Source organism: Caldimonas tepidiphila, assembly GCF_003569765.1.
GTDB classification, from domain to species: domain Bacteria; phylum Pseudomonadota; class Gammaproteobacteria; order Burkholderiales; family Burkholderiaceae_C; genus Caldimonas; species Caldimonas tepidiphila.
Genome location: NZ_QXMG01000010.1, coordinates 88866 through 114704 on the forward strand (window position 1 = coordinate 88866; position 25839 = coordinate 114704).

The 25839-nt window shown below is 74.1% G+C and carries 23 protein-coding genes; 9 read left to right on the forward strand and 14 right to left on the reverse strand.

Annotated elements, in window-relative coordinates:
• Window positions 1–12: 12 nt before the first annotated feature.
• The 6 genes from D3A59_RS09570 to D3A59_RS09595 form a co-directional block, all read right to left on the reverse strand.
• The gene (locus tag D3A59_RS09570; RefSeq protein ID WP_119154690.1) at window positions 13–1152 is read right to left on the reverse strand and encodes a lipocalin-like domain-containing protein; all 1140 of its coding nucleotides are present in this window, start codon (window positions 1150–1152) and stop codon (window positions 13–15) included.
• Entirely contained in the window at window positions 1152–3707 is a 2556-nt protein-coding gene (locus D3A59_RS09575; protein WP_419187245.1) for an FtsX-like permease family protein, read from the reverse strand. The genes D3A59_RS09570 and D3A59_RS09575 overlap by 1 nt, the downstream gene beginning before the upstream one ends.
• A gap of 85 nt (window positions 3708–3792) precedes the next feature.
• A complete protein-coding gene (locus tag D3A59_RS09580; RefSeq protein ID WP_119154691.1) occupies window positions 3793–4560 on the reverse strand; it encodes an oxygen-binding di-iron domain-containing protein in 768 nt (255 codons plus the stop codon).
• Window positions 4561–4690: 130 nt separating this feature from the next.
• A complete protein-coding gene (locus D3A59_RS09585; protein WP_119154692.1) occupies window positions 4691–5362 on the reverse strand; it encodes an ABC transporter ATP-binding protein in 672 nt (223 codons plus the stop codon).
• Window positions 5359–6342, reverse strand: coding sequence for a tRNA (adenosine(37)-N6)-dimethylallyltransferase MiaA (miaA, locus tag D3A59_RS09590; protein ID WP_119154693.1), 984 nt, complete (start codon window positions 6340–6342; stop codon window positions 5359–5361). Before miaA ends, D3A59_RS09585 begins: the two co-directional genes overlap by 4 nt.
• Window positions 6339–7580, reverse strand: coding sequence for a multidrug effflux MFS transporter (locus tag D3A59_RS09595; protein ID WP_119154694.1), 1242 nt, complete (start codon window positions 7578–7580; stop codon window positions 6339–6341). Before D3A59_RS09595 ends, miaA begins: the two co-directional genes overlap by 4 nt.
• 162 nt (window positions 7581–7742) lie before the next feature.
• Between D3A59_RS09595 and D3A59_RS09600 the strand changes: the two genes are divergently transcribed.
• The 3 genes from D3A59_RS09600 (at window position 7743) to D3A59_RS09610 (ending at window position 9618) form a co-directional block, all read left to right on the forward strand.
• Complete coding sequence (locus D3A59_RS09600) at window positions 7743–8159, forward strand: PA2779 family protein (RefSeq protein WP_119154695.1); 417 nt, start codon at window positions 7743–7745, stop codon at window positions 8157–8159.
• Window positions 8156–9109: a PA2778 family cysteine peptidase gene (locus D3A59_RS09605; RefSeq protein ID WP_119154696.1), complete on the forward strand. Its 954-nt coding sequence runs from the start codon at window positions 8156–8158 to the stop codon at window positions 9107–9109. The genes D3A59_RS09600 and D3A59_RS09605 overlap by 4 nt, the downstream gene beginning before the upstream one ends.
• Window positions 9110–9201: 92 nt before the next feature.
• Window positions 9202–9618 (forward strand): PA2779 family protein, encoded by a 417-nt coding sequence (locus tag D3A59_RS09610; protein ID WP_119154697.1) that lies wholly within the window; start codon window positions 9202–9204, stop codon window positions 9616–9618.
• A 61-nt stretch (window positions 9619–9679) separates the two neighbouring features.
• Here the strand turns inward: D3A59_RS09610 and D3A59_RS09615 are convergent, their stop codons facing one another.
• The 4 genes from D3A59_RS09615 to mutL all read right to left on the reverse strand — a co-directional run bounded on the left by D3A59_RS09615 (window position 9680) and on the right by mutL (window position 15988).
• Window positions 9680–11089, reverse strand: coding sequence for an amidase (locus D3A59_RS09615; RefSeq protein WP_119154698.1), 1410 nt, complete (start codon window positions 11087–11089; stop codon window positions 9680–9682).
• A 121-nt stretch (window positions 11090–11210) separates the two neighbouring features.
• The gene (locus D3A59_RS26855) at window positions 11211–12974 is read right to left on the reverse strand and encodes a pseudouridine synthase (RefSeq protein ID WP_205665157.1); all 1764 of its coding nucleotides are present in this window, start codon (window positions 12972–12974) and stop codon (window positions 11211–11213) included.
• A 99-nt stretch (window positions 12975–13073) separates the two neighbouring features.
• Entirely contained in the window at window positions 13074–13964 is an 891-nt protein-coding gene (locus tag D3A59_RS09625) for an alpha/beta hydrolase (RefSeq protein ID WP_119154699.1), read from the reverse strand.
• Between the two features lie 98 nt (window positions 13965–14062).
• A complete protein-coding gene (mutL, locus tag D3A59_RS09630) occupies window positions 14063–15988 on the reverse strand; it encodes a DNA mismatch repair endonuclease MutL (RefSeq protein ID WP_119154700.1) in 1926 nt (641 codons plus the stop codon).
• Window positions 15989–16078: 90 nt separating this feature from the next.
• On the opposite strand from mutL, the gene D3A59_RS09635 reads away from it, so the two are divergent.
• Window positions 16079–16750 carry a DedA family protein gene (locus tag D3A59_RS09635; protein WP_119154701.1) on the forward strand — a complete coding sequence of 224 codons (672 nt, stop codon included), beginning with the start codon at window positions 16079–16081 and terminating at the stop codon, window positions 16748–16750.
• Window positions 16751–16804: 54 nt separating this feature from the next.
• Here D3A59_RS09635 and D3A59_RS09640 read toward each other — a convergent pair whose 3' ends face one another.
• Both D3A59_RS09640 and tsaE read right to left on the reverse strand, forming a co-directional pair.
• On the reverse strand, window positions 16805–18139 hold the full coding sequence (locus tag D3A59_RS09640; protein ID WP_119154702.1) for an N-acetylmuramoyl-L-alanine amidase: 1335 nt from the start codon (window positions 18137–18139) through the stop codon (window positions 16805–16807).
• Complete coding sequence (tsaE, locus tag D3A59_RS09645; protein ID WP_119154703.1) at window positions 18136–18633, reverse strand: tRNA (adenosine(37)-N6)-threonylcarbamoyltransferase complex ATPase subunit type 1 TsaE; 498 nt, start codon at window positions 18631–18633, stop codon at window positions 18136–18138. The genes D3A59_RS09640 and tsaE overlap by 4 nt, the downstream gene beginning before the upstream one ends.
• On the opposite strand from tsaE, the gene queG reads away from it, so the two are divergent.
• Window positions 18628–19749, forward strand: coding sequence for a tRNA epoxyqueuosine(34) reductase QueG (gene queG / locus D3A59_RS09650; RefSeq protein WP_119154704.1), 1122 nt, complete (start codon window positions 18628–18630; stop codon window positions 19747–19749). The genes tsaE and queG overlap by 6 nt on opposite strands.
• Before the next feature lie 7 nt (window positions 19750–19756).
• Here queG and D3A59_RS09655 read toward each other — a convergent pair whose 3' ends face one another.
• Window positions 19757–20656 (reverse strand): AEC family transporter, encoded by a 900-nt coding sequence (locus D3A59_RS09655; protein WP_119154705.1) that lies wholly within the window; start codon window positions 20654–20656, stop codon window positions 19757–19759.
• A 181-nt stretch (window positions 20657–20837) separates the two neighbouring features.
• On the opposite strand from D3A59_RS09655, the gene D3A59_RS09660 reads away from it, so the two are divergent.
• A complete protein-coding gene (locus D3A59_RS09660; protein ID WP_119154706.1) occupies window positions 20838–21821 on the forward strand; it encodes a tripartite tricarboxylate transporter substrate binding protein BugE in 984 nt (327 codons plus the stop codon).
• A 76-nt stretch (window positions 21822–21897) separates the two neighbouring features.
• Complete coding sequence (xerD, locus tag D3A59_RS09665; RefSeq protein ID WP_119154707.1) at window positions 21898–22803, forward strand: site-specific tyrosine recombinase XerD; 906 nt, start codon at window positions 21898–21900, stop codon at window positions 22801–22803.
• A gap of 27 nt (window positions 22804–22830) precedes the next feature.
• Here xerD and D3A59_RS09670 read toward each other — a convergent pair whose 3' ends face one another.
• Complete coding sequence (locus D3A59_RS09670) at window positions 22831–23187, reverse strand: hypothetical protein (protein ID WP_119154708.1); 357 nt, start codon at window positions 23185–23187, stop codon at window positions 22831–22833.
• Window positions 23188–23554: 367 nt separating this feature from the next.
• Between D3A59_RS09670 and D3A59_RS09675 the strand changes: the two genes are divergently transcribed.
• Both D3A59_RS09675 and D3A59_RS09680 read left to right on the forward strand, forming a co-directional pair.
• On the forward strand, window positions 23555–24517 hold the full coding sequence (locus D3A59_RS09675; protein WP_119154709.1) for a Bug family tripartite tricarboxylate transporter substrate binding protein: 963 nt from the start codon (window positions 23555–23557) through the stop codon (window positions 24515–24517).
• Between the two features lie 88 nt (window positions 24518–24605).
• Window positions 24606–25829: a CaiB/BaiF CoA transferase family protein gene (locus D3A59_RS09680; RefSeq protein WP_119154710.1), complete on the forward strand. Its 1224-nt coding sequence runs from the start codon at window positions 24606–24608 to the stop codon at window positions 25827–25829.
• Window positions 25830–25839 lie beyond the last annotated feature (10 nt).

Genomic DNA, 25839 nt, shown 5'->3' on the forward strand with positions numbered 1-25839 from the left:
GCCGCCCGGGCGCTACAGCCGCAGCCGCCCGGCGTAGCCGGTCATCTCGAGGTAGCCGCCGCCGACGCGCCGGCCCTGCACGTCGCGCAGCTCGCTCAGGCCTTCCCAGTAGACCGCGCCGGTGCTGGCGCGGCTGTCGAGCTCCTGCGCGTCGAGCAGCGCGTGGACCTCGAACGCGCCCCCCGGGGTGCGCACGCGCCAAGCGACCGGGTAGCTCGCGCGCGTGGCCGGGCTGGTCCAGCGGCGCAGCGGCTCGAACACCACCTCGTCGGGGCCGAAGCTGCGCGCCGTGCCGCCGGCCGGCCGGAAGCTGCCGCCGGCCCACAGCGCGCTGCCGTCGGCGCGGCGCAGCCGGAAGGCGGTGAGCGCGCCGCCGTCGTCGAGGTTCATGCCGATCCAGTCCCAGCCGACCGCCTGGGTGTCGAGCAGCGCCTCGCTCCATTCGTGGTCGAGCCAGGCGCGGCCGCGCACCTCGCGCTCGTGCCCGCCCAGCGTCAGCCGGCCGGCGACCGCGAGCTGGGGCTTGGAGTAGTAGTGGCTCGCCTGCACGGGGTGCGGGCCTTTCTGCGAGTAGCCGGCGCGGCCCTGCAGCAGCAGCGGCTGGGTCTCGAGGCATTCGAGCGCGAAGGCGAAGCGCGTGGCCTGCACCCGCGTCGCGTAGCGGCCGGCATCGACCGGGCCGCTGCGCGCGAGCGTCCAGTCGCGCAGCTTCACCGCGGTGTCGCCGCCGGCGGCCTCGGCGATGCCGAAGCCGGCGCGCGCGATGCGCTGGTCGTGCAGCAGCTCGCCGGCGGCGAGGTCGGTCACCGCGGCATGCGCGAACACCAGCTGGCGCGCGGCGAAGCGGCTCGGGTGCTCCGGCGGCACGCTGGTGCGCGAGCGGAAGAAGGTGACCTGGAAACCGAAGCGCTCGCCGCCGCCGGCCTCCAGCGCGCCCGTCACGTACCACCACTCGGTGCGGAATTCGGGGTGGGCGCCGAAGTCGCGCGGGAAGGCGAGCACCGTGCCGGGCCGGATGACGGGCGGCTCTGGCGCGGGGACGGGCGGGACGCCGGCGGCGGGACCGCCGGACGCCGGCTTCTGCGCTTGCGCGCCTGCCGCGGCGAGCAGCGGCGGCAGCGCGGCGAGGCCGAGAAACGGTCGGCGCTTCATCACCAGTCCTCCCTGACCGCCTGCACCGCGTCGCGTCCCGCGGCGGCGCGGCCCGCGACCAGCGCGGTGACGGTGCCGGCGGCGACGACGCCGGCGCACAGCAGCGCCAGTCGATCCCAGGGCAGCAGCATCTCCATCGTCCAATGGAAGCTCTGCGGGTTCACGACATGCACCAGCACCAGGCTCACCGCAAGGCCGAGCGCGAGGCCGAGCAGCGCGCCGACGCCGGTGAGCGCGGCGCCCTCGCCGCCGACGATGCCGAGCAGCTGCGCGCGGGTGAAGCCGAGGTGCGACAGCAGCCCGAACTCCTTGCGGCGCGCCAGCACCTGTGCGGAGAAGCTCGCCGCGACGCCGAACAGGCCGATGCCGATCGCCACCGCCTGCAGCCAGTAGGTGACCGCGAAGCTGCGGTCGAAGATGCGCAGCGAGGTGGCGCGGATCTCGCGCGGCTCGGCGAACTCGATCAGCGCCGGGTCGTCGCTCAGGCGGCGCACCGCCTGCTGCACGTCGGCGGTGCGCGCGTCCTCGCGCAGCCACAGCGCGAGGTCGTTGACGCGCGTGTCGCCGGCCAGGCGCACGAAGTCGGCCGCGTCGATCGTCACCGCGCCGTGCTGGCGCGCGTAGTCGCGCCACACGCCGCGCACGCGCGTGGCGACCGGCGGCTCGCCGGGGCGCAGCGGCAGCGCGAGCACGCTGCCGACGCGCGCGCCGTAGAGATCGACCATCGCCTCGCTGACCCAGACCCCGACCTCGCCCGGTGCGGCGGGCGCGGGCGTGCCGACCAGCGGCAGCGTGCGCTCCGGGTCCGCGAGCGGGCGGGCGATCAGCGCGACCGACGGGCGCTCGGGGTCGAGGCTCAGTGACACGAGGCGCAGCGTGTCGAGCCGCGTCACCTGCGGCAGCGCCGCCACCGCGCGCACGAGCGGCGGCGGCAGGAAGGCGCTGTCCGCGGCGGCGCTGCCGGTGGCCGTGCGCACGTACAGGTCGGCCGGCAGCACCACGTCGAGCCAGCGCGCCACCGAGTCGCGGAAGCTCGCCACCATCACGGTGAGCGCCACCGCGAGGCTCAGGCTCACGACCACGCCGGCGACGGCGAGCGTCGCGCCGTGGCGCATGCGGCGCGCGCGCTCCAGCGCCAGCAGCCCGACCGGGTGGCGCGCGAGCGGCGCGAGCAGCGCGAGCACCGCGCCGGCCGCGGGCGGCACGCAGGCGATGCCGCCGAGCAGCAGCGCGGCGACCGACAGGTAGGCGAACAGCGGCACGCCGCCGAGCGGCGGCAGCAGCGCCAGCAGCGCGCCGAGCGCGAGCAACGCCGGGCCGAGCGCGCGCGCCGCGCCGTCGCGCCGGCCCGCGTCAACCAGGCCCTGGCCCTTGAGCGCCTGCGCGGGCGGCAGCCGCTGCATCGCGCGCGCCGGCAGCCAGCCGCCGGCGAGCGCCGCGGCGATGCCGAGCGCGCCGTAGACGGCCGCCGCGGCCCAGGAGAACTGCAGGCTCGGCGCGACCCCGGTGAAGTAGCCGCCGCCGAGGTCGCCGCCGAGCAGGCGCAGCGCGAGCCCGGCGAGCACGGTGCCGAGCGCGAGCCCGAGCACGCTCGCGAGCACGCCGAGCAGCGCGCTCTCGGCCAGCACCAGCAGCAGCCGCTCGCGCGCGGTCAGCCCCAGCACGCCGAGCAGCGCGAACTGCTGCTGGCGCTTGGCCACCGACAGCGACAGGATCGAGAACACGAGGAAGGTGCCGGTGAAGAGCGCGACGAGCGCGAGCACCGTCAGGTTGACGCGGTAGGCGCGCGAGACGTTGGAGATGCGCTCGGCGGCGTCGTCGGGCGCCACCGCGCGCACGCCGGGCGGCAGGCCGAGCTCCGCGAGCACCTCGCGCGGCGCGGCGCCCGCGACGAACTGCAGGTCGATGCGCGTGAGCCGGCCGAGCGAGCCGAACAGCTCCTGCGCGCCGGCGATGTCCATCACCGCGAGCGGCGAGCCGCCCGCGGCGACGCTGCCGACCACGCGCAGCTCCCGCAGCGCCAGGCCCGCCTGCAGCCGCAGCGTGTCGCCCGGCGCGAGGCCGAGCGCCTGCTGCGCCGCGGCGTTGAGCGCGAGCGCGTCCGGGGCGAACAGGTCGAGCCGCTCCTGCCCCTCGGCGAGCTGCGGCACCAGCCCCGGCGCGAGCGGCGCGGCGACGAGCGCGTCGATGCCGAGCACGCGCAGCGGCTGGCGCCGCCCGGCCGCGTCGAGCGCGTAGCTCTCCGCCTCGACCACCGGGCTGGCGCGGGCGATGCGGGGGTGCGCGGCGACGCTGCCGTAGAGCGCCTCGTCGAGGCCGGCGCCGGTGGCGCCGCGCAGGCTCAGGTCGGGCTGGCCGTTGATGCTGCGCACCGCGGCGCTGAACTCGCTGAGCGCCGAGCGGTTGATCAGGTGCACCGAGAAGGCGAGCGCGACGCCGAGCATCACCGCGAGCACGGCGAGCGCGTTGCGGCCGGCATGGTGGCGCCATTCGCGCCAGGAGAAGCCGCGCAGCAGCGCGGGCAGCGGGGAGGGGAGGGCGGCGGGCGGCGTCACGCGCCCATTGTGGCCAGGGCCGGCGCGTCGTGCCGGGCCCCGGCCGAACGGCCCGCGCAGCTGGCGGGCCGGCGGCGGGCGCGGCTCAGTCCGGGATCGTGTAGTGCGCGTCGGTCATCAGGTCGATGCCGCAGCTCAGGTGCTCGGCCCACTCGATGAACTCCTTGACCGCAGGGCCGGTCATCGGCGCGCCGTGCTGCGGCACGATCATGTCGATCGGCAGCTGCCGCACCATGCGCGCCCACAGCCGCAGGATCTTGTTGGAGACCATGTAGCGGCGGTGGAAGCCTTCCATGCGCGGCAGCGCGTCCTGCAGCGAGGTGATCCAGTTCTGCGCCTGCGCGCCGGTGCCCAGCGACACGCCCAGGTCGCCCGAGAACAGGATCTTGCCGATCGGGTCGTAGAACTGGAAGTTGCCCTCGGCGTGCAGGAAGTGCGCCGGCAGCGCGACGAGCTCGCAGTTGCCGATCGGGATGTGCATGCCGGGGTCGGGGATGCCGACGACGCGGCCCTCGGTCTTGCCGGGCTTGCAGAAGTGCGGGATGAAGCGCTCCCACACCTTGGAGATGTAGACGGGGCAGCTCGTCGCGGTCATCCAGCGGTCGAGCGAGGCGATGATGTCCGGGTCGGCATGCGAGGCGATGATCGCCGACAGCCGGTTGGGCGGGAAGTGCTTGGTCATGCCCAGGTAGAGCTCGCTGTACGCGAGGTTGCCGCCCGGGTCGATGATCGCGCCGGTGTCGTCGTTGACCACCAGGAACTGGTTGGCCTGAACCGCATCGCCCGACTCCGAGCTGAGGTCGGTGAACATGAGGCACACGTGGCCCTTCTTGCGGAACAATTCGACGGACATGATCGACCCCTGAAAATATGCTGTCACTATAGTGTCACGGCATGTATCCGCCCTTGACGTTCATCAAGGCGCAGGGGATCAGGTGCCGACGGGGCGCGGCAGGGGCCCGGCGCGGTCCCGCTGCGGCGGATCACGCGTCGAGCACGCCCTGCGCGCTCAGCCGCAGCACGCGGTCGGCGCGCGCCGCGGCGGCCTGCGAGTGCGTCACCATCACGCAGCCCGCACCGTAGCTGCGCACCTGGCACGCGAGCGCATCCATCACGCGTGACGCGGTGCCGGGGTCAAGGTTGCCGGAGGGCTCGTCGGCGAGGATCAGCGCCGGGCGGTGGATCAGCGCGCGAGCGATCGCGACGCGCTGCAGCTGCCCGCCCGAGAGCTGCTGCGGCAGCCGCGCCTCCAGGCCCTCGAGGCCGACCTCGGCCAGTGCCCGCGCGACGCGCCCCTCGTCGGGCTCGCCGAGCAGCGTCAGCGGCAGCGCGACGTTCTGCGCCACGCTCAGGTGCGGCAGCACGTGGAAGGCCTGGAACACGAAGCCGAGGTGCCGGCGCCGGAACAGCGCCTGCCGCGTCTCGTCGAGCGCGGTGAGCTCGGTGCCGAGGATGCGCACGCGGCCCGCGTCGGGCCGGTCGAGCCCGGCGATGCAGTTCAGCAGCGTCGACTTGCCCACGCCCGACTCGCCGAGCAGCGCGACGAACTCGCCCGGCGCGAGCGCGAGCGCGACGCCGCTGAACACCGGCGTGTCGCCGTAGCGCCGCTCGAGCCCCTCGACCTGCAGCAGTGGCGCGGTCGTCGCCCCGTTCATGCCGCCCCCAGCCGCCGCGCCTGCGCCTCGAGCGTCGCGACGGTCCGTGCCAGCGCGTCGGGTGCGTCGCAGGGGACGCTCAGCCGCTGCGGCATCGAGCGCAGCCAGGTGAGCTGGCGCTTGGCGAGCTGGCGCGTCGCGGCGCTGCCGCGCTCGTGCAGCAGCGCCCGCTGCGTCGCGTCGAGCGTGTCGCGCCCGGCGGCCTGCGCGGCGTCGAGCGCCTCCCACGCCTGCCGATAGCCGACCGCGCGCATCGACGGCAGCTCCGCGTGCAGGTCGCCGCGCGCGCGCAGCCGCCGCACCTCGTCGACGAGGCCGGCGTCCAGCATCTGCGCGAAGCGCTGATTGATGCGCGCGTGCAGCCAGCCGCGCTCGGCGGGCTCGAGCGACACGATCACCGCCTGCGGATGCGCGCGCGGGGCCTGGCCGAAGCGGTCGCTGTGGAAGGACGACAGCGGCCGCCCCGACACGCGCCAGACCTCGAGCGCGCGCTGGATACGCTGCGCGTCGTTGGGCGCGAGCCGCGCGGCGGCGGCGGGGTCGACCCGGGCCAGCTCGGCGTGCAGCGCCGGCCAGCCGCGCGCGGCGGCCTCGCGCTCGAGCGCCGCGCGCACCGCGGGGTCGGCCGCCGGCAGCGCGTCGAGTCCGTCGAGCAGCGCCTTGAAGTAGAGCATCGTGCCGCCCACCAGCAGCGGCAGGCGGCCGCGCGTGGCGATCTCGCCGATCAGCCGCGTCACGTCGGCGACGAACTGCGCCGCCGAGTAGGCTGCGCTCGGCTCGATCAGGTCGATCAGGTGGTGGGGCGCCGCCGCGCGCTCCTCGGGCGTGGGCTTGGCGGTGCCGATGTCCATGCCGCGGTAGACCAGCGCCGAGTCGACGCTGACGATCTCGACCGGCAGCTCGCGCGCGAGCGCCAGCGCCGCGGCGGTCTTGCCCGAGGCGGTCGGGCCGGCGAGGCCGATCCAGTGCGGCGTGCTCATGCCGCGCGGGCGACCGAGGGGTCGCCGTGGCGCTGCACCAGCGTCCACGCGACGAGCGCGGTGACGGCGGCCCAGAAGCCGAGCGTCAGCACCATCGGGTAGACGGTGCCGTTCATCGCGACGCCGAGCCAGCCGCCGACCGCGAAGGCGCCGACCGCGAGCAGGAAGCCCGACAGCGCCGAGGCCGCGCCCGCGTTGCCCGGGAAGGGGCCGACCGCGCCGGCCTGGCCACAGGGCTGGTGGATGCCGTGGCCGAAGGCGTAGAGCCACTGCGGCACGATCACGGCCCAGATGCCGTGCACGCCGGCGAGCGCGAGGCCCGCCATCGCCGCGCCGCCTGCCAGCGTGAACACCGCGCCGCGCGCGACGGTGCCGCGCACGCCGTGGCTCCGGAGGCCGCGGCGGCACCAGAAGGTGCCGGCGAGGTAGGCGACCGAGCTCGAGGCCATCAGCAGGCCGTACTCGATGCGCGTCGTGCCGAGCACGTCGATGAAGACGAAGGACGAGCCGGCGAGGAAGGTGAAGAGGCCCGCGTAGGTGCCGGTGGTGAGCGCGGCATAGGCGAGGAAGGTCGGGTGGCGCAGGATGCGGCCCCAGGTGGCCAGCAGCGGCGCCAGCCGCGTGGCCTGCGGGTTGCGCTGCGGCAGCGTCTCGTCGAGCCGCCACGCGATGAAGGCGAGCGCCGCCGCGGCGAAGAGCCCCGGCACCAGCAGCGCCGCGCGCCAGCCGAGCGTCGCGGCGACCACGCCGCCGATGGCCGGGCTGCTGAGCGCGATGACGCCGAGGCCGGACATGCCCTTGGACATCACCCGCATGCCCTCGTGCGGCTCGAACAGGTCGCGCACCAGCGCACGGCCGCACACCACCGCGGCGGCGAGCGCCGTGCCCTGCACGACGCGCCACAGCACCAGCATCTCGATCGTCGGCGCCAGCGCGCCGAGCACGCTCGCGAGCACGTAGAGCGCGAGCCCGGCGAGCAGCACCGGGCGGCGCCCGCAGCGGTCGGACACCGGGCCCCACAGCAGCTGGCCGAAGCCGAAGGCGATGATCAGCCCCGACAGCGTCAGCTGCGCCGCGGCCATCGGCGCCGCCAGGTCCTGCGTGAGCGCCGGCAGCGCGGGGAGGTAGAGGTCGGTGGTGACGGGCTGGATGCCCAGCAGCAGGGTCAGCGCCAGCGCGATGACGGCGGGGTCGCGCGCGGCGGCGGCCGGTTCGCCGGCCGTGGTTCTTGTCGTCATCCCGCAAGCGTAGCAGGCCCGGGAAAACACCCGTTGCCGGCATGCGACGGCGCCGCGCCCAGTGCCTTCCCCCTGTTTGGGCACCCCCCGCTCGCCGGGCACGGGGCTAGGATGAATGCAGCCCGGCGTCGTCGGGCCTCTAACCGAGAGAGAGGAGTTCCCATGAACCGTCGTCCCTCACGCTGGCTGGCCACCCTGGCCGCCGCGAGCATCGGCTTCGCGAGTGTGATGCCCACCGCGCAGGCCGCGATGATCGGCACCGAGCAGGTCGCCGCCGCGCAAGGCATGGTTTCCGTGGATGTCGGCGCCGCCGAGCAGCGTGCGCGCCTGAACGCGCTGCTGGAGCGCGAGGACGTGGCCGCGGCCCTCGTCGAGCGCGGCGTCAGCGTCGAGCAGGCGCGCGATCGCGTCGCGGCGCTCGCCGACGCCGAGGTCGCGGCGCTGGCGCAGCAGATCGACCAGGCGCCCGCCGGCGCGGCCTCCGCGCTCGGCATCGTCGTGGTGGTGCTCGCGGTGCTGGTCGTGACCGACATCCTCGGCTACACGAGCATCTTCCCCTTCACCAAGTCGATGCGATGAGCCTGCGGCGCGCGGGCCTCGGTCCGGCGCTGCTGCTCGCGGCGGCGCTGGCCGGCGGCTGCGCGTCGTTCGTGCCGCCGCAGACCGCGGCGCTGCGGGAGGCGGCGCCGGCGGAGCTGAGGCAGCCGGTCGAGCTGCACGCCGTGCCCTTCTTCCCGCAGACCGCCTACCACTGCGGTCCGGCGGCGCTCGCCACCGCGCTCGGCGCGGCCGGCCTGAAGGCCGACCCGGCGCTGCTCGGCGAACAGATCTTCCTTCCCTCGCGCCAGGGCACGCTGCAGCTCGAGATGCTCGGCGGCGCGCGACGCCACGGGGCGCTCGCGATGCGCATCCCGGGCGAGCTCGATGCGCTGCTGCGCGAGGTCTCGGCCGGACGGCCGGTGGTGGTGCTGCTGAACCTGAGCCTGCCGATCAGGCCGCTGTGGCACTACGCGGTGGTGGTGGGCCACGACCTCGTGCGCGGCGAGCTCGTGCTGCGCTCGGGCACCACCGAGCGCGAGGTGATGAGCCTGCGCACCTTCGAACACACCTGGGCGCGCTCGGGGCACTGGGCCTTCGTCGCGGTGCCGCCGGGCGAGCTGGCGCGCACCGTCACCGAGCGCGAGGCGACCGCGGCGACGGTGGCCTTCGAGCGCGTCGCGCCGCCCGCCGACGCCGTCCGGGCCTACCGCGCCGCGCTCGCGCGCTGGCCCGGCAGCCTGACGCTGGCGATGGGCCTGGGCAGCGCGCTGCACGCGCAGGGCCTGACGGCCGACGCCGCCGCGGTGCTCGAGGCCGCGGCGCGGCAGCACGACAGCGCCGCCGCCTGGAACAACCTCGCGCGGCTGCGGTCGCTGCTGGGCGAGCGCGACGCGGCGCGCGACGCGGCCGAGCGCGCGCTGGCGCGCGCCGAGGCGGCCGAGCCGCAGTGGCGCGAGGCGGCGCAGGCCACGCGCGCCGCACTCCGATGATGATCGCCGGCCGGCGCCGTCGGGGGCGCCGGCCGGCGTGCCTTGCGGCCCGGCATCAACGGGCCCCGATCCCGAACTGAAGGAGCAGAAGAATGAACCGTCGTCCCTCACGCTGGCTGGCCATGCTGGTGGCCGCCAGCATCAGCTATGCAGGCGCCCTGCAGACCGCGCAGGCGGCGCTGATCGGCACCGAGCAGGTCGCCGCGGCCCAGGGCATGGTCGCCGCCGATGCCGGCGCGGCCGAGCAGCGCGCGCGCCTGAACGCGCTGCTGGAGCGCGCCGACGTCGTGGCGGCGCTGACCGAGCGCGGCGTCGACGTCGGCCAGGCCCGCGAGCGGGTCGCTGCGCTCGCCGATGCCGAGGTCGCGATGCTCGCGCGCCACATCGACGAGGCGCCCGCGGGCGCCGCCGACATCCTCGGCACCGTCGTGTTCATCTTCGTGCTGCTGCTGGTGACCGACATCATCGGCTTCACGAAGGTCTTCCCCTTCACCCGCTCGATCCGCTGAGCGCAGCAGGCCGCGGCGCAGACGCCGCGGCGCGGCTTTGCCGCCGGCGGGCCGGCGCCCGCTACGGCGGCGGGCGCCTGCGCCCGATCCCCGTCGCCTGCTCGAAGGCGTGCGCGAGCTGCAGCAGCTCGAACTCGCCCCGGTGGCGGCCCACGATCTGCAGCCCGATCGGCAGGCCCTCGTCGCTGAAGGCGCAGGGCACCGAGATCGCCGGATGCGTCGTCGCGCTCACCAGGTAGCACGAGCGCATCCAGTCGATGTAGCTCTCCATCGCGACGCCCTCGATCTCGCTCACCCAGGGCTGCTCGACGGGGAAGGGCAGCACCTGGTTCACCGGCAGCACGACGAAGTCGTGGCGCTGCATGAAGCGGTGCAGGCGCTGGAACAGCGCGCTGCGCAGCCGCTGCGCCTGCGCCAGCTGCGCCGCGCTCATGCGCCGGCCCTGCTCGATGTTCCACACGATGGTGTCCTTCAGCATGCCGGGATGGCGGTCCATCAGCGGGCCGAGCCCGCACTCGAAGGCATGGGCGCGCAACGCCATGAACACCTCGTGCGCGTCGCGGAAGTCGGGGCAGGCGTCGTCGAGCTCGCAGCCGAGCGACTCGAACACTGCGCGCTGCGCCTCGATCGCCCGCACGACGCGCCGATCCACCGGCAGGCCGCCGAAGTCCGGGCTCCAGGCGATGCGCACCCCGCGGAAGTCGCGCGCGAGCGGCACGCGAAAGCGCGCGCCGTCCTCCGCGATCGACAGCGGGTCGCGCGCGTCGGGCCCCGCCATCACAGACAGGAGCAGCGCCAGGTCCTCCACGCTGCGCGCCATCGGCCCGGTCACCGACAGGCTGTCCCAGGCATCGACCGCCGGCACCTGCGGCACGCGGCCGACCGAGGGCCGCAACCCGACGACGTTGCAGAAGTTGGCCGGGCAGCGCAGCGAGCCGCCCATGTCGGTGCCGTCGGCGAGCGCCACCATGCCGGCGGCGAGCGCGACGGCCGAGCCGCCGCTCGAGCCGCCGCAGGTCTTCGTCGGGTCGTAGGGGTTGCGCGTCGCGCCGAACACCTCGTTGAAGGTCTGCGAGCCGGCGCCGAACTCGGGCGTGTTGGTCTTGCCGACGCTGATCGCGCCGGCCTGCTGCTGGCGCTCGACCGCGAGCGCGCTGCGTGCCGGCACGTGGCGCGCATGGATGCGCGAGCCGAAGGTGGTGCGCATGCCCTTCGTCGCCAGCAGGTCCTTGTGCGCGACGGGCAGGCCGTGCAGCGGCCCGAGTGCTGCGCCGCGCGCCTGCGCCTCGTCGGCCGCCGCAGCGGCGGCGAGCGCCTGCTCGGCATGCAGCGTGACGATCGCGTTGAGCCGCGGGTTGACGCGCTCGATGCGCGCGAGGTGCGCCTGCATCGTCTCGCGCACCGACAGGCGGCCGGCGCGGATCTCGCGCGCCATCTCGGCAGCGCCCAGCTCGCAGATCTCTTCGCTCATGGGGACTCGGCGATGTCGGGGACGGGGGAGGGTGCCCGCCCCGGAGCGCGGCGCCGCAGGGTCGCCGCGCCGGGCCGCGCCGGGAGCCATCCCGGCACGGGGGACGGACGCTGCGCGGCGCTCAGAAGCGCTCGTCGGCGCGCAGGAAGCGCCACTGCCCGGCCGGCAGGTCGCCGAGCACGACGCGGCCCATGCGGATGCGCTTCAGGCCGACCACCTCCAGCCCGACCTGCTCGCACATGCGCCGGATCTGGCGCTTCCTGCCCTCGCGCAGCACGAAGCGCATCTGCTCCTCGTTCTGCCACGACACGCGCGCCGGTCGCAGCGGCACGCCGTCGAGCGACAGGCCGTGGCGCAGCAGCTCCATCTGCTCGGCCGGGAAGGTCTGCGACAGCGGCAGCTCCTGCGCGCGGCCCGGGTCGGCCCAGCGCACGCGCACGAGGTACTCCTTCTCGATCTCGCTGTCGTCGCCGATCAGCTGGCGCGCGACGCGGCCGTCCTGCGTCAGCACGAGCAGCCCGGTGGAGTCGATGTCGAGCCGGCCGGCCGGCGCGAGGTGGCGCAGGTGGCCGGGCGCGAGCTTCAGCCGGCTGCGGTCGCCGCTCCACTGGTTCTCGCGCTTCACGAGCACCACGGCCGGCTCGTAGCCGTCCTCGGCCTGGCCGCTGACGTAGCCGATCGGCTTGTTGATCAGGATCGTGACGCGCTGCGCCTGCTGCTGGCGCGCCTGCGGGTCGATCGTGATCTGCTGCTCGGGGCGCACGCGGGTGCCGAGCTCGCTGACGATCTCGCCGTCGACCAGCACCCAGCCCTGCTCGATCCACTCGTCGGCCTCGCGGCGCGAGGCGAGGCCGAGCTCGCTCATGCGCTTGGACAGGCGCACGCCTTCGGTCGGCGGCGCAGCGGGCGCGTCCTGCCCGGCCAGCGGCGGCGCGTCGGGGCCGAAGCGGCGCGGCGCGCGCTCAGGCATCCCGCCCGGCTGCTCCCGGTGCGCCTCAGGACGGTTGCGCTCGTCGCGGCTCGCTCCGTGCGCAAGACGCTGGAGGGCGCGTTCCGCCGGGCCTGCCCGCTGGGCGCGGGGATCGGGACGACGGTGCTCGTCGGCATGGCGCGGACGGCGCTCGTCCTCGCGCGGCGTGCGGCGCGGGTCGTCCCGGAACGTGCCGCGGGGATCGGGGCGGGGGCCGCGCCGGTCCTCGCTCCGCGGCGGTCCGCGCCGATCATCGGCACGGAAGGGCGGATGCCGGTCCGCCCCCTGGGGACGGCGATCGTCGCGCTGGAAGGGACGGGCCTCGTCCCGGCGCGCCGGAGCGCGACGGTCGTCACGGCCCGCACCAGTGGGCGGACCACGGCGGTCATCGGCACGGAAGGGCGGATGCCGGTCCGGCCCCGGGGGACGGCGATCGTCGCGCTGGAAGGGACGGGCCTCGTCCCGGCGCGCCGGAGCGCGACGGTCGTCACGGCCCGCACCAGCGGGCGGACCGCGGCGGTCGTCGGCACGGAAGGGCGGATGCCGATCCGGCCCCGGGGGGCGGCGATCGTCGCGCTGGAAGGGCCGGGCCTCGTCCCGGCGTGCCGGGGCGCGACGGTCGTCGCGGGCGGGAGCCGGGCGTGCGCCCTTGGGCGCCTTGCCGGGACCGCCCGGCGGGGCGTGGCGCGCATCGCGCGCCGGGGGGCGCTCGCGCCCGCGAGCTGCGCCGGGGTCGTCGCGGTGCGTGCCGCGCTGCGCGGCGGGCGTCTCGTCCGGTGCGGCCTCCGGGGCGGGCGGGCGGGGACGGCGGTCGCGCGGCGCGTTGCCGAAGCCGCGCACCGGCGGGCGGGCCTTCTTGCTTGCGGCGCTGCCGGCCTTCGCGGCGGGCAGCGAAATCTTGGGTCGGGTGCTCATTGAACCTGCTCTGATCAGGCCGGCATTGGACCATGAGCCCGAGGGCCGTGGCGCGAACCCCTTGCGTGCGCACGAGGCTCGCGCGGCTTTTCCGTCTCCTCAGGCTCCGTCGGCCGCCGCCGCCGTGGGGGCCGGACCCGGCAGGGGACCGAACAGCGTGCCGATCGCCTCGCGGTACTGCTCGAGCCCGAGCGAGTTGGTGTTGTGGTGCGTGCCGCCCTCGACCAGCAGCCAGCGCTTGGGCGCGGAGGCGCGCTCGTAGAGGGCCTGGCCGAGCTCGGGCGGGATCAGCCGGTCCTCGCTGCCGTGCGCCACCAGCACCGGGGCGCGCACGCGCTCCATCGCGCGCGCCGCCTCGAAGCGCTGGCTGATCAGCGGCCCGAGCGGCAGCCAGCCCCAGCGGAAGGTCGAGACCACCTCGCGGATCGACGGGAAGCTGTTCTCGACGATCAGGCCCGCGGCGTCCGGCACGTCGGCCGCGAGGTGCACCGCGATCGCCCCGCCGAGCGAGTGGCCGAAGATGTAGCGCGGGCGCTGGGGGTGCCTCTGCGCGATCCAGTCCCACGCGGCCCGCGCGTCCTCCAGCGCGGTGGCTTGCGAGGGCAGCTCGTCCCCGCTGCGGCCGAAGCCGCGGTAGTCGACCGCCAGCACGTGAAAGCCCAGCGACTGCATGCGGCGGATGCGCGAGGCGCTGCCGGTCACGTCCCAGCGCGCGCCATGCAGGTAGAGCAGCACCGGTGCTTCGGCGTGCTCCGAGGGGTGCCACAGCGCATGCAGCCGAGTGTCGAGCCCCGTCACGCGCGAGCGGAACTCGATCCACTGGTCCTGCATGTCCTCGACCGCCCGCGGGCCGGCCCAGGGCGTCTCGTGCGCCGGCTGGAAGATCCAGCGGCGCTGCTGGGTGTCGAGCGCGTTGCAGCCGCCGGCCAGCGCGCCGCACAGGGTAAGCAGGCCGACGATGCGCCAGTGGCCCGGGAAGGAGATCCTCATGGACGGCAATGATCGCGTCCCGGGCGGAAAGTTCACGCATCTGCCGGTAACAGCGTCCACCTCTGCCGATTCCTGCGCGAACTTCGCCGCGCTTGCGGTCAACGCCCGCGCATGAAGAGCGCGTCGAGCTCCTTGACCGTGAGCTGTCGCCAGGTGGGCCGCCCGTGGTTGCACTGGTCGGCGCGCTCGGTGCGCTCCATGTCGCGCAGCAGCGCGTTCATCTCGTCGAGCGTCAGGCGGCGGTTGGCGCGCACCGCGCCATGGCAGGCCATGGTCGCGAGCAGCTCGTGCTGCGCGCGCTCGACGACGTTGCTCGCGTCGTACTGCGCCAGTTCCGCAAGCACGCCGCGCGCGAGCTCGACCATGTCGGCGCCGGCGAGCGCCGCGGGCCGCGAGCGGATCGCGAGCGTCGTCGGCGACAGCGGCGTGAGCTCGAGCCCGAGCGCGAGCAGCGCCTCGGCCTGCGCCTCGGCGGTCGCGACCTCCTGGGGCGTTGCGGCGAAGGTGGCGGGGATCAGCAGCGGCTGTGCCTCGATGCGCTGCGCGCCGAGCGAGGCCTTCAGTTGCTCGTAGACGATGCGCTCGTGCGCCGCGTGCATGTCCACCACCACCAGCCCGCGGGCGTTCTCGGCCAGGATGTAGATGCCGCCGATCTGGCCGATCGCCCGGCCGAGCGGCCACTCCTCGCCGGCGGGCAGCGCCGGGGTAGCGTCCTGGCGCGGCGTCCCGGCGGCTTCGCCGGCCGCTCCGGGCGAATCCGCGGCCCCGGCGGCAGGGGCCGGCCCGGGCGCGCCCGGCCGCGTTCCCGCGCCGGCGGCGGCGCTGCCCGCGGCGGGCAGCGTCCAGCGCGGCGCGCCTTCCTGCGCATAGAGCGCCTCGGCCTGGCGCAGCCCGAGCGCGCCCTGCACCTGCGGCCGCGGCGGCCACTGCGGCAGCGGCGGGCGGACGGCGGGCGCGGCAGCCGGGGCCGGCATCGCGAGGCTTTCCTGCGCGGGCGCCTCGGCGGCGCCGGTCGCCGAGCGCGACGCGGCGAGCGCGTCCTCGACCGCGTGGCGCACCGCCTGGTGCACCTCGCGCGAGTCGCGGAAGCGCACCTCGATCTTGGTCGGGTGCACGTTGACGTCGACGCGCTCGGGCGCAATCTCGACGAACAGCACGTAGCTCGGCTGGCGCGCGCCGTGCAGCACGTCCTCGTAGGCCGAGCGCGCGCCGTGCGCGAGCAGCTTGTCGCGCACGAAGCGGCCGTTGACGTAGCAGTACTGCATGTCGGCGCGCGCGCGCGCCGCGTCGGGCAGGCCGGCGCGGCCGTGGACGCGCATCGGGCCGATCTGCGCCTGCACCGCGCGGCTGTGCTCGATGAACTCGTCGCCGAGCACGTCGCGGATGCGCTGCTCGGCCGCGGCGCGGCGCCACTGCGCGACGAGCTTGCCCTCGTGCCAGACCGAGAAGGCGACGTCCGGGCGCGCGAGCGCATGGCGGCGCACCGCGTCGAGGCAGTGCGCGAGCTCGGTCGCGTCGGTCTTCAGGAACTTGCGCCGCGCCGGCGTGCTGAAGAACAGCTCGCGCACCTCGACGCTGGTGCCGGTGGCGCGCGCGGCCGGGCCGAGCTCGCCCGAGCGCGCGTCGAGCCGCCAGGCGTGCGGCGCATCGGCGGTTCGGCTGAGCAGGCTCATCTCGGCCACCGAGCCGATCGCCGCCAGCGCTTCGCCGCGAAAGCCCATCGTGCCGACGTGCTCCAGCTCGGCGAGCGACGCGATCTTGCTGGTGGCGTGGCGCTTGAGCGCCAGCGGCAGCTCGGCCTGCGGGATGCCGCCGCCGTTGTCCTCGACGACGATCGAGCGCACGCCGCCGGCCATCAGCTTGACGGCGACCTCGGTGGCGCCCGCGTCGAGCGCGTTGTCCACCAGTTCGCGCACCACCGAGGCGGGGCGCTCGACCACCTCGCCGGCGGCGATCTGGCTGATGAGTTCGTCGGGGAGTTCGCGGATGGGGCGGCGGGGCGCGTCGGACAGCACGGCGTTCATCGGACGATTGTAGGAGCCCCCGGATCGCGGGCGGCAGGCCCCTGCCTGCGTCGGGGGAAGCGGGCGCCGCGCCGTCGATAATCGCGTCCCATGGACGCTCTTCTCTTCCTGATCGACTTCATCCTGCACGTGGACCGGTACCTCGCCGAGTTCGTGCAGGCCTACGGCACCTGGGTCTACGCGCTGCTGTTCGCGATCGTCTTCGTCGAGACGGGGCTGGTCGTGATGCCCTTCCTGCCGGGCGACTCGCTGCTGTTCGTGGTGGGCACGCTGTGCGGCGCCGGGCTGATGAGCCTGCCGCTGGCGATGGGGCTGCTGGTGGTGGCGGCGGTGCTGGGCGACCAGACGAACTACACGATCGGGCGCTACTTCGGCCCGAAGGTGTTCCGCTGGGAGCAGTCGCGCTTCTTCAACAAGCAGGCCTTCGACCAGGCGCACGCCTTCTACGAGCGCCACGGCGGGGTCACGATCGTGATCGCGCGCTTCATGCCCTTCATCCGCACCTTCGCGCCCTTCGTCGCGGGCGTCGCGGAGATGGACCGCGCGAAATTTACCGCCTACAACGTCGGCGGCGCGCTGCTGTGGGTGGTGGGCCTGACGCTGGCCGGCTACCTGTTCGGCAACCTGCCCTTCGTGCAGCAGCACCTGAGCAAGATCATCTGGGCGCTGATCATCGTGCCGGGCCTGATCGCGATCTTCGGCGCGTGGAAGTCGCGCCGCGCGGCCGAGCGCTCCGAGCAGCTCGCCGCCGGCTCGCGCTGAAGGCGGCGAGGCGCGCCCGGCGGCCTGGGAAGGCCGGCCGGGCGGAGCGCCCGCTCAGGTGGTGCGGTTGCGCGGCATCGGCGGGTTCTTCGCGAAGTAGCGCATCACGCCGGCGAAGAGCGCGTCGACGAGCTGGCGCTGGTAGCCCCGGTCGGCGAGCAGCGCCTCCTCCTCGGGGTTGGAGATGAAGGCCGTCTCGACCAGGATCGAGGGGATGTCCGGCGCCTTCAGCACCGCGAAGCCGGCCTGCTCGACGCGCGGCTTGTGCAGCCGCCCGACCTGGCCGATGTGCTGCAGCATCTCGCTGCCGAGCCGCAGGCTCTGGTTGATCTGCGCGGTGGTGCTCATGTCGAGCATCGTGCGCAGCAGCGTGGCGTCCTGCACCTTCACGTTGACGCCGCCGACGACGTCGGCCGCGTTCTCCTTGTCGGCCAGCCAGCGCGCCGCGGTGCTGGTGGCGCCGCGCTCGGACAGCACGAACACCGAGGCGCCGCGCGCCTCGGGGCGCGTGAAGGCGTCGGCGTGGATCGAGATGAACAGGTCGGCCTGCACGCGGCGCGCCTTCTCGACGCGCTGGCCCAGTGGCACGAAGAAGTCCGCGTCGCGCGTCATCATCGCGCGCATGCCCGGCTGCGCGTTGATGCGGTCGCGCAGCTGGCGCGCGATGGACAGCACCACGTCCTTCTCGCGCAGCCCGTTGGGTCCGATCGCGCCGGGGTCCTCGCCGCCGTGGCCGGGGTCGAGCGCGACGACGATCAGCCGGTCGGTGTCGCCGGGCGCGAGCGGCGGCGGCTCGTCGGCCCGTGCCACCGGCGGCTGCGGCGAGCCGCGGCGCGCCGGGGGGCGCCGGTCCATGTTGCCGATGAAGTCGCCGAGCGCGTCGTTCATCGCCTGCGCGGCCTGCTGCTCCGACTGCTCCCGGTCGCGGATCAGGGCCAGCAGCGGATCGGGGGCCACGACCGGGTGGAGGTCGAACACCATGCGGTGGCTGTAGGCCGCCACCGGCTGCAGCGTGAAGACCTGCGGCCGCGTCGGCTGCTTCAGGTCCAGCACCAGGCGCACCACGCGCGGCTGGTTCTGGCCGACGCGCACGCCGCCGAGGTAGGGGTCGTCCGGCCGCACCTTGCCGACGAGATCGCGCAGCGTGGGGGTCAGCTCCAGCCCCTCGATGTCGATCACGAGCCGCTCCGGGCCGGTGGTCATGAAATGGCGCGCCGCGAGCGGCATGTCGCTCTCGAGCGTGATGCGGGTGTAGTCCTGCGCGGGCCAGACGCGCACCGCGAGGATGCTGGCGCCGTGCGCGAGCATCGGGGCGGAGAGCAGCAGCACCAGGATGCCGCCGCCCTTGAGCAGGCGGCGGCGCGGCAGGTGGACGGCCGGGGCGCTCATCGGGCGCCGGAGCCCGCGTCGAGCGAGCCGATCAGCGCCACGCCAGTGGGGGTCAGTGCTTCGAGTTTCACGTGCCGGAGACCTTGGGATGTGGGCGAAAGTACCATTTTCACATCCGGCAGTGGCATCAGGCCTGCGGCTTTCTCGGGCCATTCGCACAGTTTCAGCCCGGGGCTCGCGAACACGTCGCGGAATCCCGCGTCCTCCCATTCGCGGGGGTCGCCGAAGCGGTAGAAGTCGAAGTGCCAGGCCTTCAGGCCGGGCAGATCGTAGGGTTCCATCACCGCGTAGGTGGGGCTCTTGATGCGGCCGGTGGCGCCGAGCGCGCGCAGCAGGTGGCGCACGAAGGTGGTCTTGCCGGCGCCGAGCGGACCGTGCAGCTCGATGCAGGCGTCGCGCAGCTCGCCGCGCTGCGCAAGACCCTGCGCGAAGGACTCGCATGCGGCCTCGTCCGGCCAGTCGAGCCGGCGGGTTTCTAGAATCGGTGGATGCATCAAGCGGGAAGTCGCACCGTGGAGGTGGACGCATTGTGGCGCGCGTTGCGCGCCGGGTCGAAAGAGCTCGGATTCTCACAGATCGGGGTCGCCGGCATCGACTTGTCGAGTGCCGAGCCGGGCCTGCTCGCGTGGCTGGCCGCGGGCTTCCACGGCGGCATGGACTACATGGCCGCGCACGGCCTCAAGCGGGCGCGACCGGCCGAGCTCGTGCCGGGCACCGCGAGCGTGATCACCGTGCGCATGGACTACCTGCCGCGCGACACGCCGCCCGACTGGCGGGCGGTCGAGTTCGCGCGGCTGGCCCAGCCCGCGCAGGCCCAGGTATCGATCTACGCGCGCGGCCGGGACTACCACAAGGTGCTGCGCCAGCGGCTGCAGAAGCTCGCCGATCGCATTGCGGAGGCGATCGGGCCCTTCGGCCACCGCGTCTTCACCGACTCGGCGCCGGTGCTCGAGGCCGAGCTCGCGAGCCGCAGCGGCCTGGGCTGGCGCGGCAAGCACACCCTGCTGCTGTCGCGCGACGCCGGCTCGACCTTCTTCCTCGGCGAGATCTACGTCGACCTGGCGCTCGAACCCACGGAGCCGACGAGCGCGCACTGCGGCTCGTGCAGCGCCTGCCTCGACGCCTGCCCCACCGGCGCGATCGTCGCGCCGCACCGGCTCGACGCGCGCCGCTGCATCTCCTACCTGACGATCGAGCACGACGGCCCGATCCCGATGGATCTGCGCGCGTCGATCGGCAACCGCATCTACGGCTGCGACGACTGCCAGCTGGTGTGCCCATGGAACCGCCACGCCCGGCGCAGCGCGCTGCCGGACTTCGACGTGCGCGGGCCCTTCGCCGCGCCGACGCTCTTGCAACTCTGGGCCTGGAGCGAGGCCGAGTTCCTGCGCCACACCGAGGGCAGCCCGATCCGGCGCATCGGCCACGCGCGCTGGCAGCGCAATCTCGCGGTCGCGATGGGCAACGCGCTGCGTGCGCCGCTCGAGGCGGAGACCGCCCGGGCGATCGAGGCGGCACTGCGCGAGCGGCTGCCGCAGGCATCCCCGCTCGTGCGCGAGCACATCGAGTGGGCGCTGGCGCAGCGGCGCGCGCTGCCCGCCGCGGCCTGAAGCCCCGTCACAGCGCGCGCAGCGCCGCGAGCCACAGCGGGATCGAGGCCATGCCGAGCAGCGTCGAGACCGTCACGAGGCCTGCGACATAGGGGCCGTTGCCGCCCATGCGCGCGGCGAGCACGTAGCAGCTCGACGCGGTCGGCATCGACGCGAAGGCGACCACGATCGCCTGCTGCGCGGGCGGCAGCCCCAGCAGCATCACCAGGCCGAGCGCGAGCAGCGGCAGCACCGCGTGGCGGATGCCGAGCAGCGCCGACGCGAGCCCGGGCGACTCGCGCAGGCCGCCGAGCTGCAGCCCGGCGCCCACCGCCATCAGCCCGAGCGGCAGCGCCGCCTGGCCGATGCGGTTGAGCGCCGGGCCGACCGGGTCCTCGAGCCTCAGCCCGAGCAGGTTGGCCGCGAGGCCGCCGAGCGTGCTGATGATGAGCGGGTTGCGCGCGATCTCGCGCCAGAAGCCGTGGCCGCCGTGGCGCGCGAGCGACCAGACCGCGCCGAAGTTGCACAGCGGCACGCACACCGCCACCAGCATCGCGGTCCAGGTCACGCCGGCCGCGCCGGCGAGCTTGTCGGCGAGCGCGAGCGCCACGTAGGAGTTGAAGCGGAACGCGACCTGCGCGCCGGAGGCGTGCATGCGCGCGTCCACCCCCGGCAGCCGCGCCAGCGACAGGCTCAGCACGATGCCCGCTGCGACCACCGCGAGCCCCGACAGCGCCAGCGGCGCGGTGCTGCCGAAGTCGAGCGGGCTGCGCAGCACCGACGTGAACAGCAGCACCGGGAACAGCAGGTAGTAGACGAGCCGCTCGGCGCCGTCCCACACGCTGCGGTTGAGCGCCGTGTAGCGGCACAGCACGAAGCCGAGGACGATCAGCAGGAAATCGGGCAGCAGCAGGCGGGCGTCGGACATCGGCAGGGGCGGGCGGGGGGAGGCGCGAGTGTGCCAGCGCGCGGGCATTCCCGCCGGTCGTCGCCCGGGCATGCCCGGTGCTGCAACAGGTTCCCCACCGGGCACAAGGCGGGCTTGCGCGCTAGGATGCGGCGCACCTGCCTGACATCATCGCCCCTCGGCACATCAAGAAGGAGAAGCCATGCATCGCAGAACCCTGATCGCCGCGCTGATCGCGCCGGCTGCGCTGGCGCTCGCCGGCGCCGCCCAGGCCCAGGCCCAGGCCGCCTATCCCGCCAAGCCGGTGCGGCTGGTGGTGCCCTTCGCGCCCGGCGGCACCACGGACATCATCGCCCGCGTGATCGCCGACAGGATCGCGCCGGCGCTGGGCCAGACGATGGTGGTCGAGAACAAGGCCGGCGGCGGCGGGCTGATCGGCGCGGCCGAGATCGCGCGCGCCGCGCCCGACGGCTACACGCTCGGCGTCGCGACCGTGTCGACCACCGCGTCGAACCCCGCGATCAACCCGAAGACGCCCTACAACCCGCTCACCGACTTCACGTCGATCACCAACATCGCCGCGACGCCCAACGTGATCGTCGTGCACCCCTCCTTCCCGGCGAAGGACTACAAGAGCTTCGTCGAGCTGCTGAAGAAGAGCCCCGGCAAGTTCTCGTACGCGAGCTCGGGCACCGGCGGCATCGGCCACCTGCAGATGGAGCTCTACAAGAGCCTGACGGGCGTCTTCGTCACGCACATCCCCTACCGCGGCGCGGGCCCCGCGCTCAACGACACGGTGGCCGGGCAGGTGCCGATCATGTTCGACAACCTGCCGTCGGCGCTGCCCTTCATCCGCGACGGGCGGCTGATCCCGATCGTCGTCGCCGCGCCCGAGCGGCTTGCCGCGCTGCCGAACGTGCCGACCTTCAAGGAGGTCGGGCTCGAGCCGGTGAACCGCACCGCCTACTACGGCATCCACGGCCCCAAGGGCCTGCCGCGCGAGGTGGTCGACAAGGTCCATGCCGCGGTGAAGAAGACGCTCGAGCTGCCCGACGTGCGCCAGCGCATCGAGGGCACCGGCTCGATCATCGTCGGCAACACGCCCGAGCAGTTCGCCGCGCAGACCGCGGCCGAGTTCGAGGTCTACAAGCGCGTGGTCGAGCAGCAGAAGCTCAAGCTCGACTGAGCCCCGCCACGCCGGCGGCGCGAGGCCGTCACAATCCGGGCCGCAGCCGACTCCGGCTGCGGCCTTTTCCTTTGCCATGAATTCCGCAGTACCGCCCAGCCAGACCGCCATCGACACCTTTCTCGACGCGCTGTGGATCGAGGAGGGGCTGGCGGCCAACACGCTGGCCGCCTACCGCCGCGACCTGACGCTCTACGCGACCTGGCTGGGCGCCGAGCGCGGCAAGGCGCTCGACGCGAGCAGCGAGGACGACCTGCTCGGCTACAGCCTCGCGCGCCACGAGGACAGCAAGGCCAGCAGCGCGAACCGGCGCCTCGCGGTGTTCCGGCGCTATTTCCGCTGGGCGGTGCGCGAGAAGCGCATCGCCGCCGACCCGACGCTGCGCCTCGCCACCGCGCGCCAGCCGCCGCGCGTGCCGGGCACGCTCAGCGAGGGCCAGGTCGAGCAACTGCTCGCGGCGCCGGACACGGACACGCCGCTCGGCCTGCGCGACCGCACGATGCTCGAGCTGATGTATGCGAGCGGGCTGCGCGTGAGCGAGCTCGTCACGCTCGAGTCCGTGCACGTCGGGCTCGACGAGGGCGCGCTGCGCGTCACCGGCAAGGGCAGCAAGGAGCGCATGCTGCCCTTCGGCGAGGAGGCGCACGGCTGGCTGCGCCGCTACCTCGCGCACGCGCGCGGCGAGATCCTCGGCGCGCGGCGCTCGCAGGCGCTGTTCGTCACGGTGCGCGGCGACGCGATGACGCGGCAGATGTTCTGGACCCTGGTGAAGAAGTACGCGCTGCTCGCCGGCATCACCGCGCCGCTGTCGCCGCACACGCTGCGCCACGCCTTCGCGACGCACCTGCTGAACCATGGCGCGGACCTGCGCGCGGTGCAGATGCTGCTCGGCCATGCGGACATCTCGACGACGCAGATCTATACCCACGTCGCGCGCGAGCGGCTGCGGCAGCTGCACGCCCGGCATCACCCGCGGGGCTGAGGGCGCGGCCGGGCGGGGCGGTCTTCTTCAGTGGCCCGCGGGCTGCGCGACCTGCACCGCGGCCGGCTGCGGGGCCGCGCTCCAGCGGGTCGTCGCCGGCGGCTGCACCAGGAAGGCATTCGGGTCGATCCCGGCGCGCGGCGCGGCATGCGCAGCCAGCGCCGGGTGCCGGCCCTTGACGGGCGCGCTGCCGGCACTGCCTCGTGCCGGATGGCCGACGATGAAGGTCGAGGGGTCGATGCCGGTCGGGGTACGCGAGCTCAGCAGCGCCGGGTGCGGCCCCGGTTCCTGCGCCTGCACGCCCCCGGCCAGGGCGACCGAAGCCAGCGTGAGGCGGAACGCATAGGCGAGCGCCGATCCGAGTTTGAAGCTGTGCTTGCTCATGGGAGACCTTCCGGGGACGCTGGAGGCGCGTCGATGTTGCGATGCAGCATCGTAGCCTAGGGTTAACCCTAGATCCTCCGTTTTCCCTCAAGAAGGTGCCAGGGCGCCGGCCTGTTGCAAGGCGTCGGGCCCGCGGCGCGCCGGCAAGGGCAGAGGACCTGCGCCCCTGCTGCAGCCCGACGTCCGTCCGGCTCTGGGAAATCCGGCACCGCTTCGAAGCCGACCGGGATCCGCGACCGGACGGACCGTCGATCCTCAACGGGGCATTGAGGATGAGTCAATGACAAACAGAGCCAGGCGCGGGCACGGCCGCGGAGAATCGACGTTAGCGGTTCCCCACTTATACCGACACCCCAGGAGACAAACCATGCCGACCCGCCGCCTTGCCTGCCTCTCGCTGCTCGCGATCGCCTCCTCCACCGCGCTCGCCCAGGGCTTTCCGACCAAGCCGATCACCATCGTGGTGCCCAACCCGCCGGGTGGCGTGGTCGACGGCTCCGCGCGACTGGTCAGCGACCCGCTCGCCAAGCTGATCGGCCAGGCGGTGGTGGTCGAGAACAAGCCCGGCGCGAGCGGCAACATCGCCTACCAGGGCGTGGCGCGCGCGCCGAAGGACGGCTACACGCTGCTGGCCTCGTACTCGGCCTACCACGTCGGCAACCCGTCGATGTTCGGCAAGCTGCCCTGGGAGCAGAAGGACTTCGTGCCGGTGGCGCTGGTCGCCGCCGCGACCAACGTCATCACCGCGCACCCCTCGGTGCCGCCCAACGACCTCAAGGGCTTCATCGCCCACCTGAAGTCCAACCCCGGCAAGCTCAACTACGCCTCGCAGGGCAACGGCTCGCTGTCGCACGTCGGCACCGCGCTGTTCGAGCAGACCACCGGCACCAACATGGTCCATGTCCCGTACAAGGGCTCGGGCGCCGCGATCCAGGACGTGCTCGCCGGCCAAGTGCAGGTGTTCATGACCACGCCCCCGTCAGTGATGGGCCACGTGCAGACCGGCAAGCTCAAGGCCTACGCGGTCACGAGCAAGACGCGCCACCCGATGATGCCCAACGTGCCGACCACCGCCGAGGCGGGCCTGCCGGGCTTCGAGCTCGAGGCCTGGGTCGGGCTGTTCGCGCCGGCCGGCACGCCCCCGGCGGTGGTCGCGCAACTGTCCGAGCAGGTGAAGAAGGCGCTGGAGCTGCCGGAGACGAAGCAGCGCGCCGCCGCGCTCGGCGTCGAGCCGCGCTACCTCGGCCCCGACGCGCTGGCCCAGCTGGTGCAGCGCGAGACCGACTACTGGGGCAAGCTGATCAAGAGCCGCAACATCACCGCCGACTGAGGCCGGCTCCGGCTGCGTGGCCGAGCCGCGGGCTGCGCCTGCTAGGCTGCGGGCGCCGCCCGACGGCGGCCTCGAGGAGGAGAAGAGCATGAGCGACAAGGAACAAGAGAAGAACGCGGCGCCCGCGCCGCTGGCCGGGGTGCGGGTGCTGGAGCTGGGCTCGCTGATCGCCGGGCCCTACGCTGCCTCGCTGCTGGCGCAGTTCGGCGCCGAGGTGATCAAGATCGAGCCGCCGGGCGACGGCGACCCGCTGCGCAAGTGGCGCCGGCTGCACGAGGGCACCTCGCTGTGGTGGTACTCGCAGAGCCGCAACAAGAAGTCGCTGGCGCTGGACCTGCGCACCGAGGCCGCGCGCGACATCGTGCGCCGCCTCGCCGGCGAGGTCGACATCGTGATCGAGAACTTCCGGCCCGGCACGCTCGAGAAATGGGGCATCGGCTGGGAGCAGCTGAGCGCCGCGAACCCGAAGCTGATCATGGTGCGCGTCTCGGGCTACGGCCAGAGCGGCCCCTACCGCGAACGCCCCGGCTTCGCCGCGATCGCCGAGTGCATGGGCGGGCTGCGCTACACCTCGGGCTTTCCGGACCGGCCGCCGGTGCGCGTCGGCGTGAGCCTCGGCGACACGCTCGCCTCGCTCTACGGCACCATCGGCGCGCTGATGGCGATGCACCACCTGAAGGCCCACGGCGGCCAGGGCCAGTACATCGACGTCGCGCTCTACGAATCGGTGTTCGCGATCATGGAGAGCCTGGTGCCCGAGTACTCGGCGCAGGGCTTCGTGCGCGAGCGCAGCGGCGCGAGCCTGCCCGGCATCTCGCCGTCCAACACCTACCTGTGCGGCGACGGCAACTACGTCGCGATCGCAGGCAACGGCGACGCGATCTTCAGGCGGCTGATGCAGGCGATCGGCCGCGAGGACATGGCATCGGACCCGGAGCTGGCGCGCAACGACGGCCGCGTGCGCCACAACGAGCGCATCGACGCGGCGATCTCCGAATGGACCGGCCGCCACGAACTCGACCAGGTGCTCGACGTGCTCGAGGCCGCCGCGGTGCCGGCCGGGCGCATCTACACCGCCGCCGACATCGTGAAGGATCCGCACTACGCCGCGCGCGGCATGATCGAGCACCACCGGCTGCCCGACGGGCTGCCGGTCGACCTGCCGGGGATCGTGCCCAAGCTCAGCGCGACGCCCGGCCGCACGCAATGGCTCGGCCCGGCGCTCGGCGAGCACACCGACGACGTGCTGGCCTCGATCGGGCTCGGCGACGAGGAGATCGCGAAGCTGCGCGCCGACGGCGTCGTGGCCTGAAGGAGAACAC

What these genes read in the sequence shown, in the direction of transcription:
- mutL (WP_119154700.1), bottom strand. Translation starts at nt 15,988, where the DNA reads ATGAACGCCGTGCTGTCCGACGCGCCCCGCCGCCCCATCCGCGAACTC.
- D3A59_RS09670 (WP_119154708.1), bottom strand. Translation starts at nt 23,187, where the DNA reads ATGAGCAAGCACAGCTTCAAACTCGGATCGGCGCTCGCCTATGCGTTC.
- D3A59_RS26855 (WP_205665157.1), bottom strand. Translation starts at nt 12,974, where the DNA reads ATGAGCACCCGACCCAAGATTTCGCTGCCCGCCGCGAAGGCCGGCAGC.
- D3A59_RS09635 (WP_119154701.1), top strand. Translation starts at nt 16,079, where the DNA reads ATGGACGCTCTTCTCTTCCTGATCGACTTCATCCTGCACGTGGACCGG.
- D3A59_RS09580 (WP_119154691.1), bottom strand. Translation starts at nt 4,560, where the DNA reads ATGTCCGTCGAATTGTTCCGCAAGAAGGGCCACGTGTGCCTCATGTTC.
- D3A59_RS09640 (WP_119154702.1), bottom strand. Translation starts at nt 18,139, where the DNA reads ATGAGCGCCCCGGCCGTCCACCTGCCGCGCCGCCGCCTGCTCAAGGGC.
- tsaE (WP_119154703.1), bottom strand. Translation starts at nt 18,633, where the DNA reads ATGCATCCACCGATTCTAGAAACCCGCCGGCTCGACTGGCCGGACGAG.
- D3A59_RS09655 (WP_119154705.1), bottom strand. Translation starts at nt 20,656, where the DNA reads ATGTCCGACGCCCGCCTGCTGCTGCCCGATTTCCTGCTGATCGTCCTC.
- D3A59_RS09595 (WP_119154694.1), bottom strand. Translation starts at nt 7,580, where the DNA reads ATGACGACAAGAACCACGGCCGGCGAACCGGCCGCCGCCGCGCGCGAC.
- D3A59_RS09605 (WP_119154696.1), top strand. Translation starts at nt 8,156, where the DNA reads ATGAGCCTGCGGCGCGCGGGCCTCGGTCCGGCGCTGCTGCTCGCGGCG.
- D3A59_RS09675 (WP_119154709.1), top strand. Translation starts at nt 23,555, where the DNA reads ATGCCGACCCGCCGCCTTGCCTGCCTCTCGCTGCTCGCGATCGCCTCC.
- miaA (WP_119154693.1), bottom strand. Translation starts at nt 6,342, where the DNA reads ATGAGCACGCCGCACTGGATCGGCCTCGCCGGCCCGACCGCCTCGGGC.
- xerD (WP_119154707.1), top strand. Translation starts at nt 21,898, where the DNA reads ATGAATTCCGCAGTACCGCCCAGCCAGACCGCCATCGACACCTTTCTC.
- D3A59_RS09625 (WP_119154699.1), bottom strand. Translation starts at nt 13,964, where the DNA reads ATGAGGATCTCCTTCCCGGGCCACTGGCGCATCGTCGGCCTGCTTACC.
- D3A59_RS09600 (WP_119154695.1), top strand. Translation starts at nt 7,743, where the DNA reads ATGAACCGTCGTCCCTCACGCTGGCTGGCCACCCTGGCCGCCGCGAGC.
- queG (WP_119154704.1), top strand. Translation starts at nt 18,628, where the DNA reads ATGCATCAAGCGGGAAGTCGCACCGTGGAGGTGGACGCATTGTGGCGC.
- D3A59_RS09680 (WP_119154710.1), top strand. Translation starts at nt 24,606, where the DNA reads ATGAGCGACAAGGAACAAGAGAAGAACGCGGCGCCCGCGCCGCTGGCC.
- D3A59_RS09585 (WP_119154692.1), bottom strand. Translation starts at nt 5,362, where the DNA reads ATGAACGGGGCGACGACCGCGCCACTGCTGCAGGTCGAGGGGCTCGAG.
- D3A59_RS09570 (WP_119154690.1), bottom strand. Translation starts at nt 1,152, where the DNA reads ATGAAGCGCCGACCGTTTCTCGGCCTCGCCGCGCTGCCGCCGCTGCTC.
- D3A59_RS09615 (WP_119154698.1), bottom strand. Translation starts at nt 11,089, where the DNA reads ATGAGCGAAGAGATCTGCGAGCTGGGCGCTGCCGAGATGGCGCGCGAG.
- D3A59_RS09660 (WP_119154706.1), top strand. Translation starts at nt 20,838, where the DNA reads ATGCATCGCAGAACCCTGATCGCCGCGCTGATCGCGCCGGCTGCGCTG.
- D3A59_RS09610 (WP_119154697.1), top strand. Translation starts at nt 9,202, where the DNA reads ATGAACCGTCGTCCCTCACGCTGGCTGGCCATGCTGGTGGCCGCCAGC.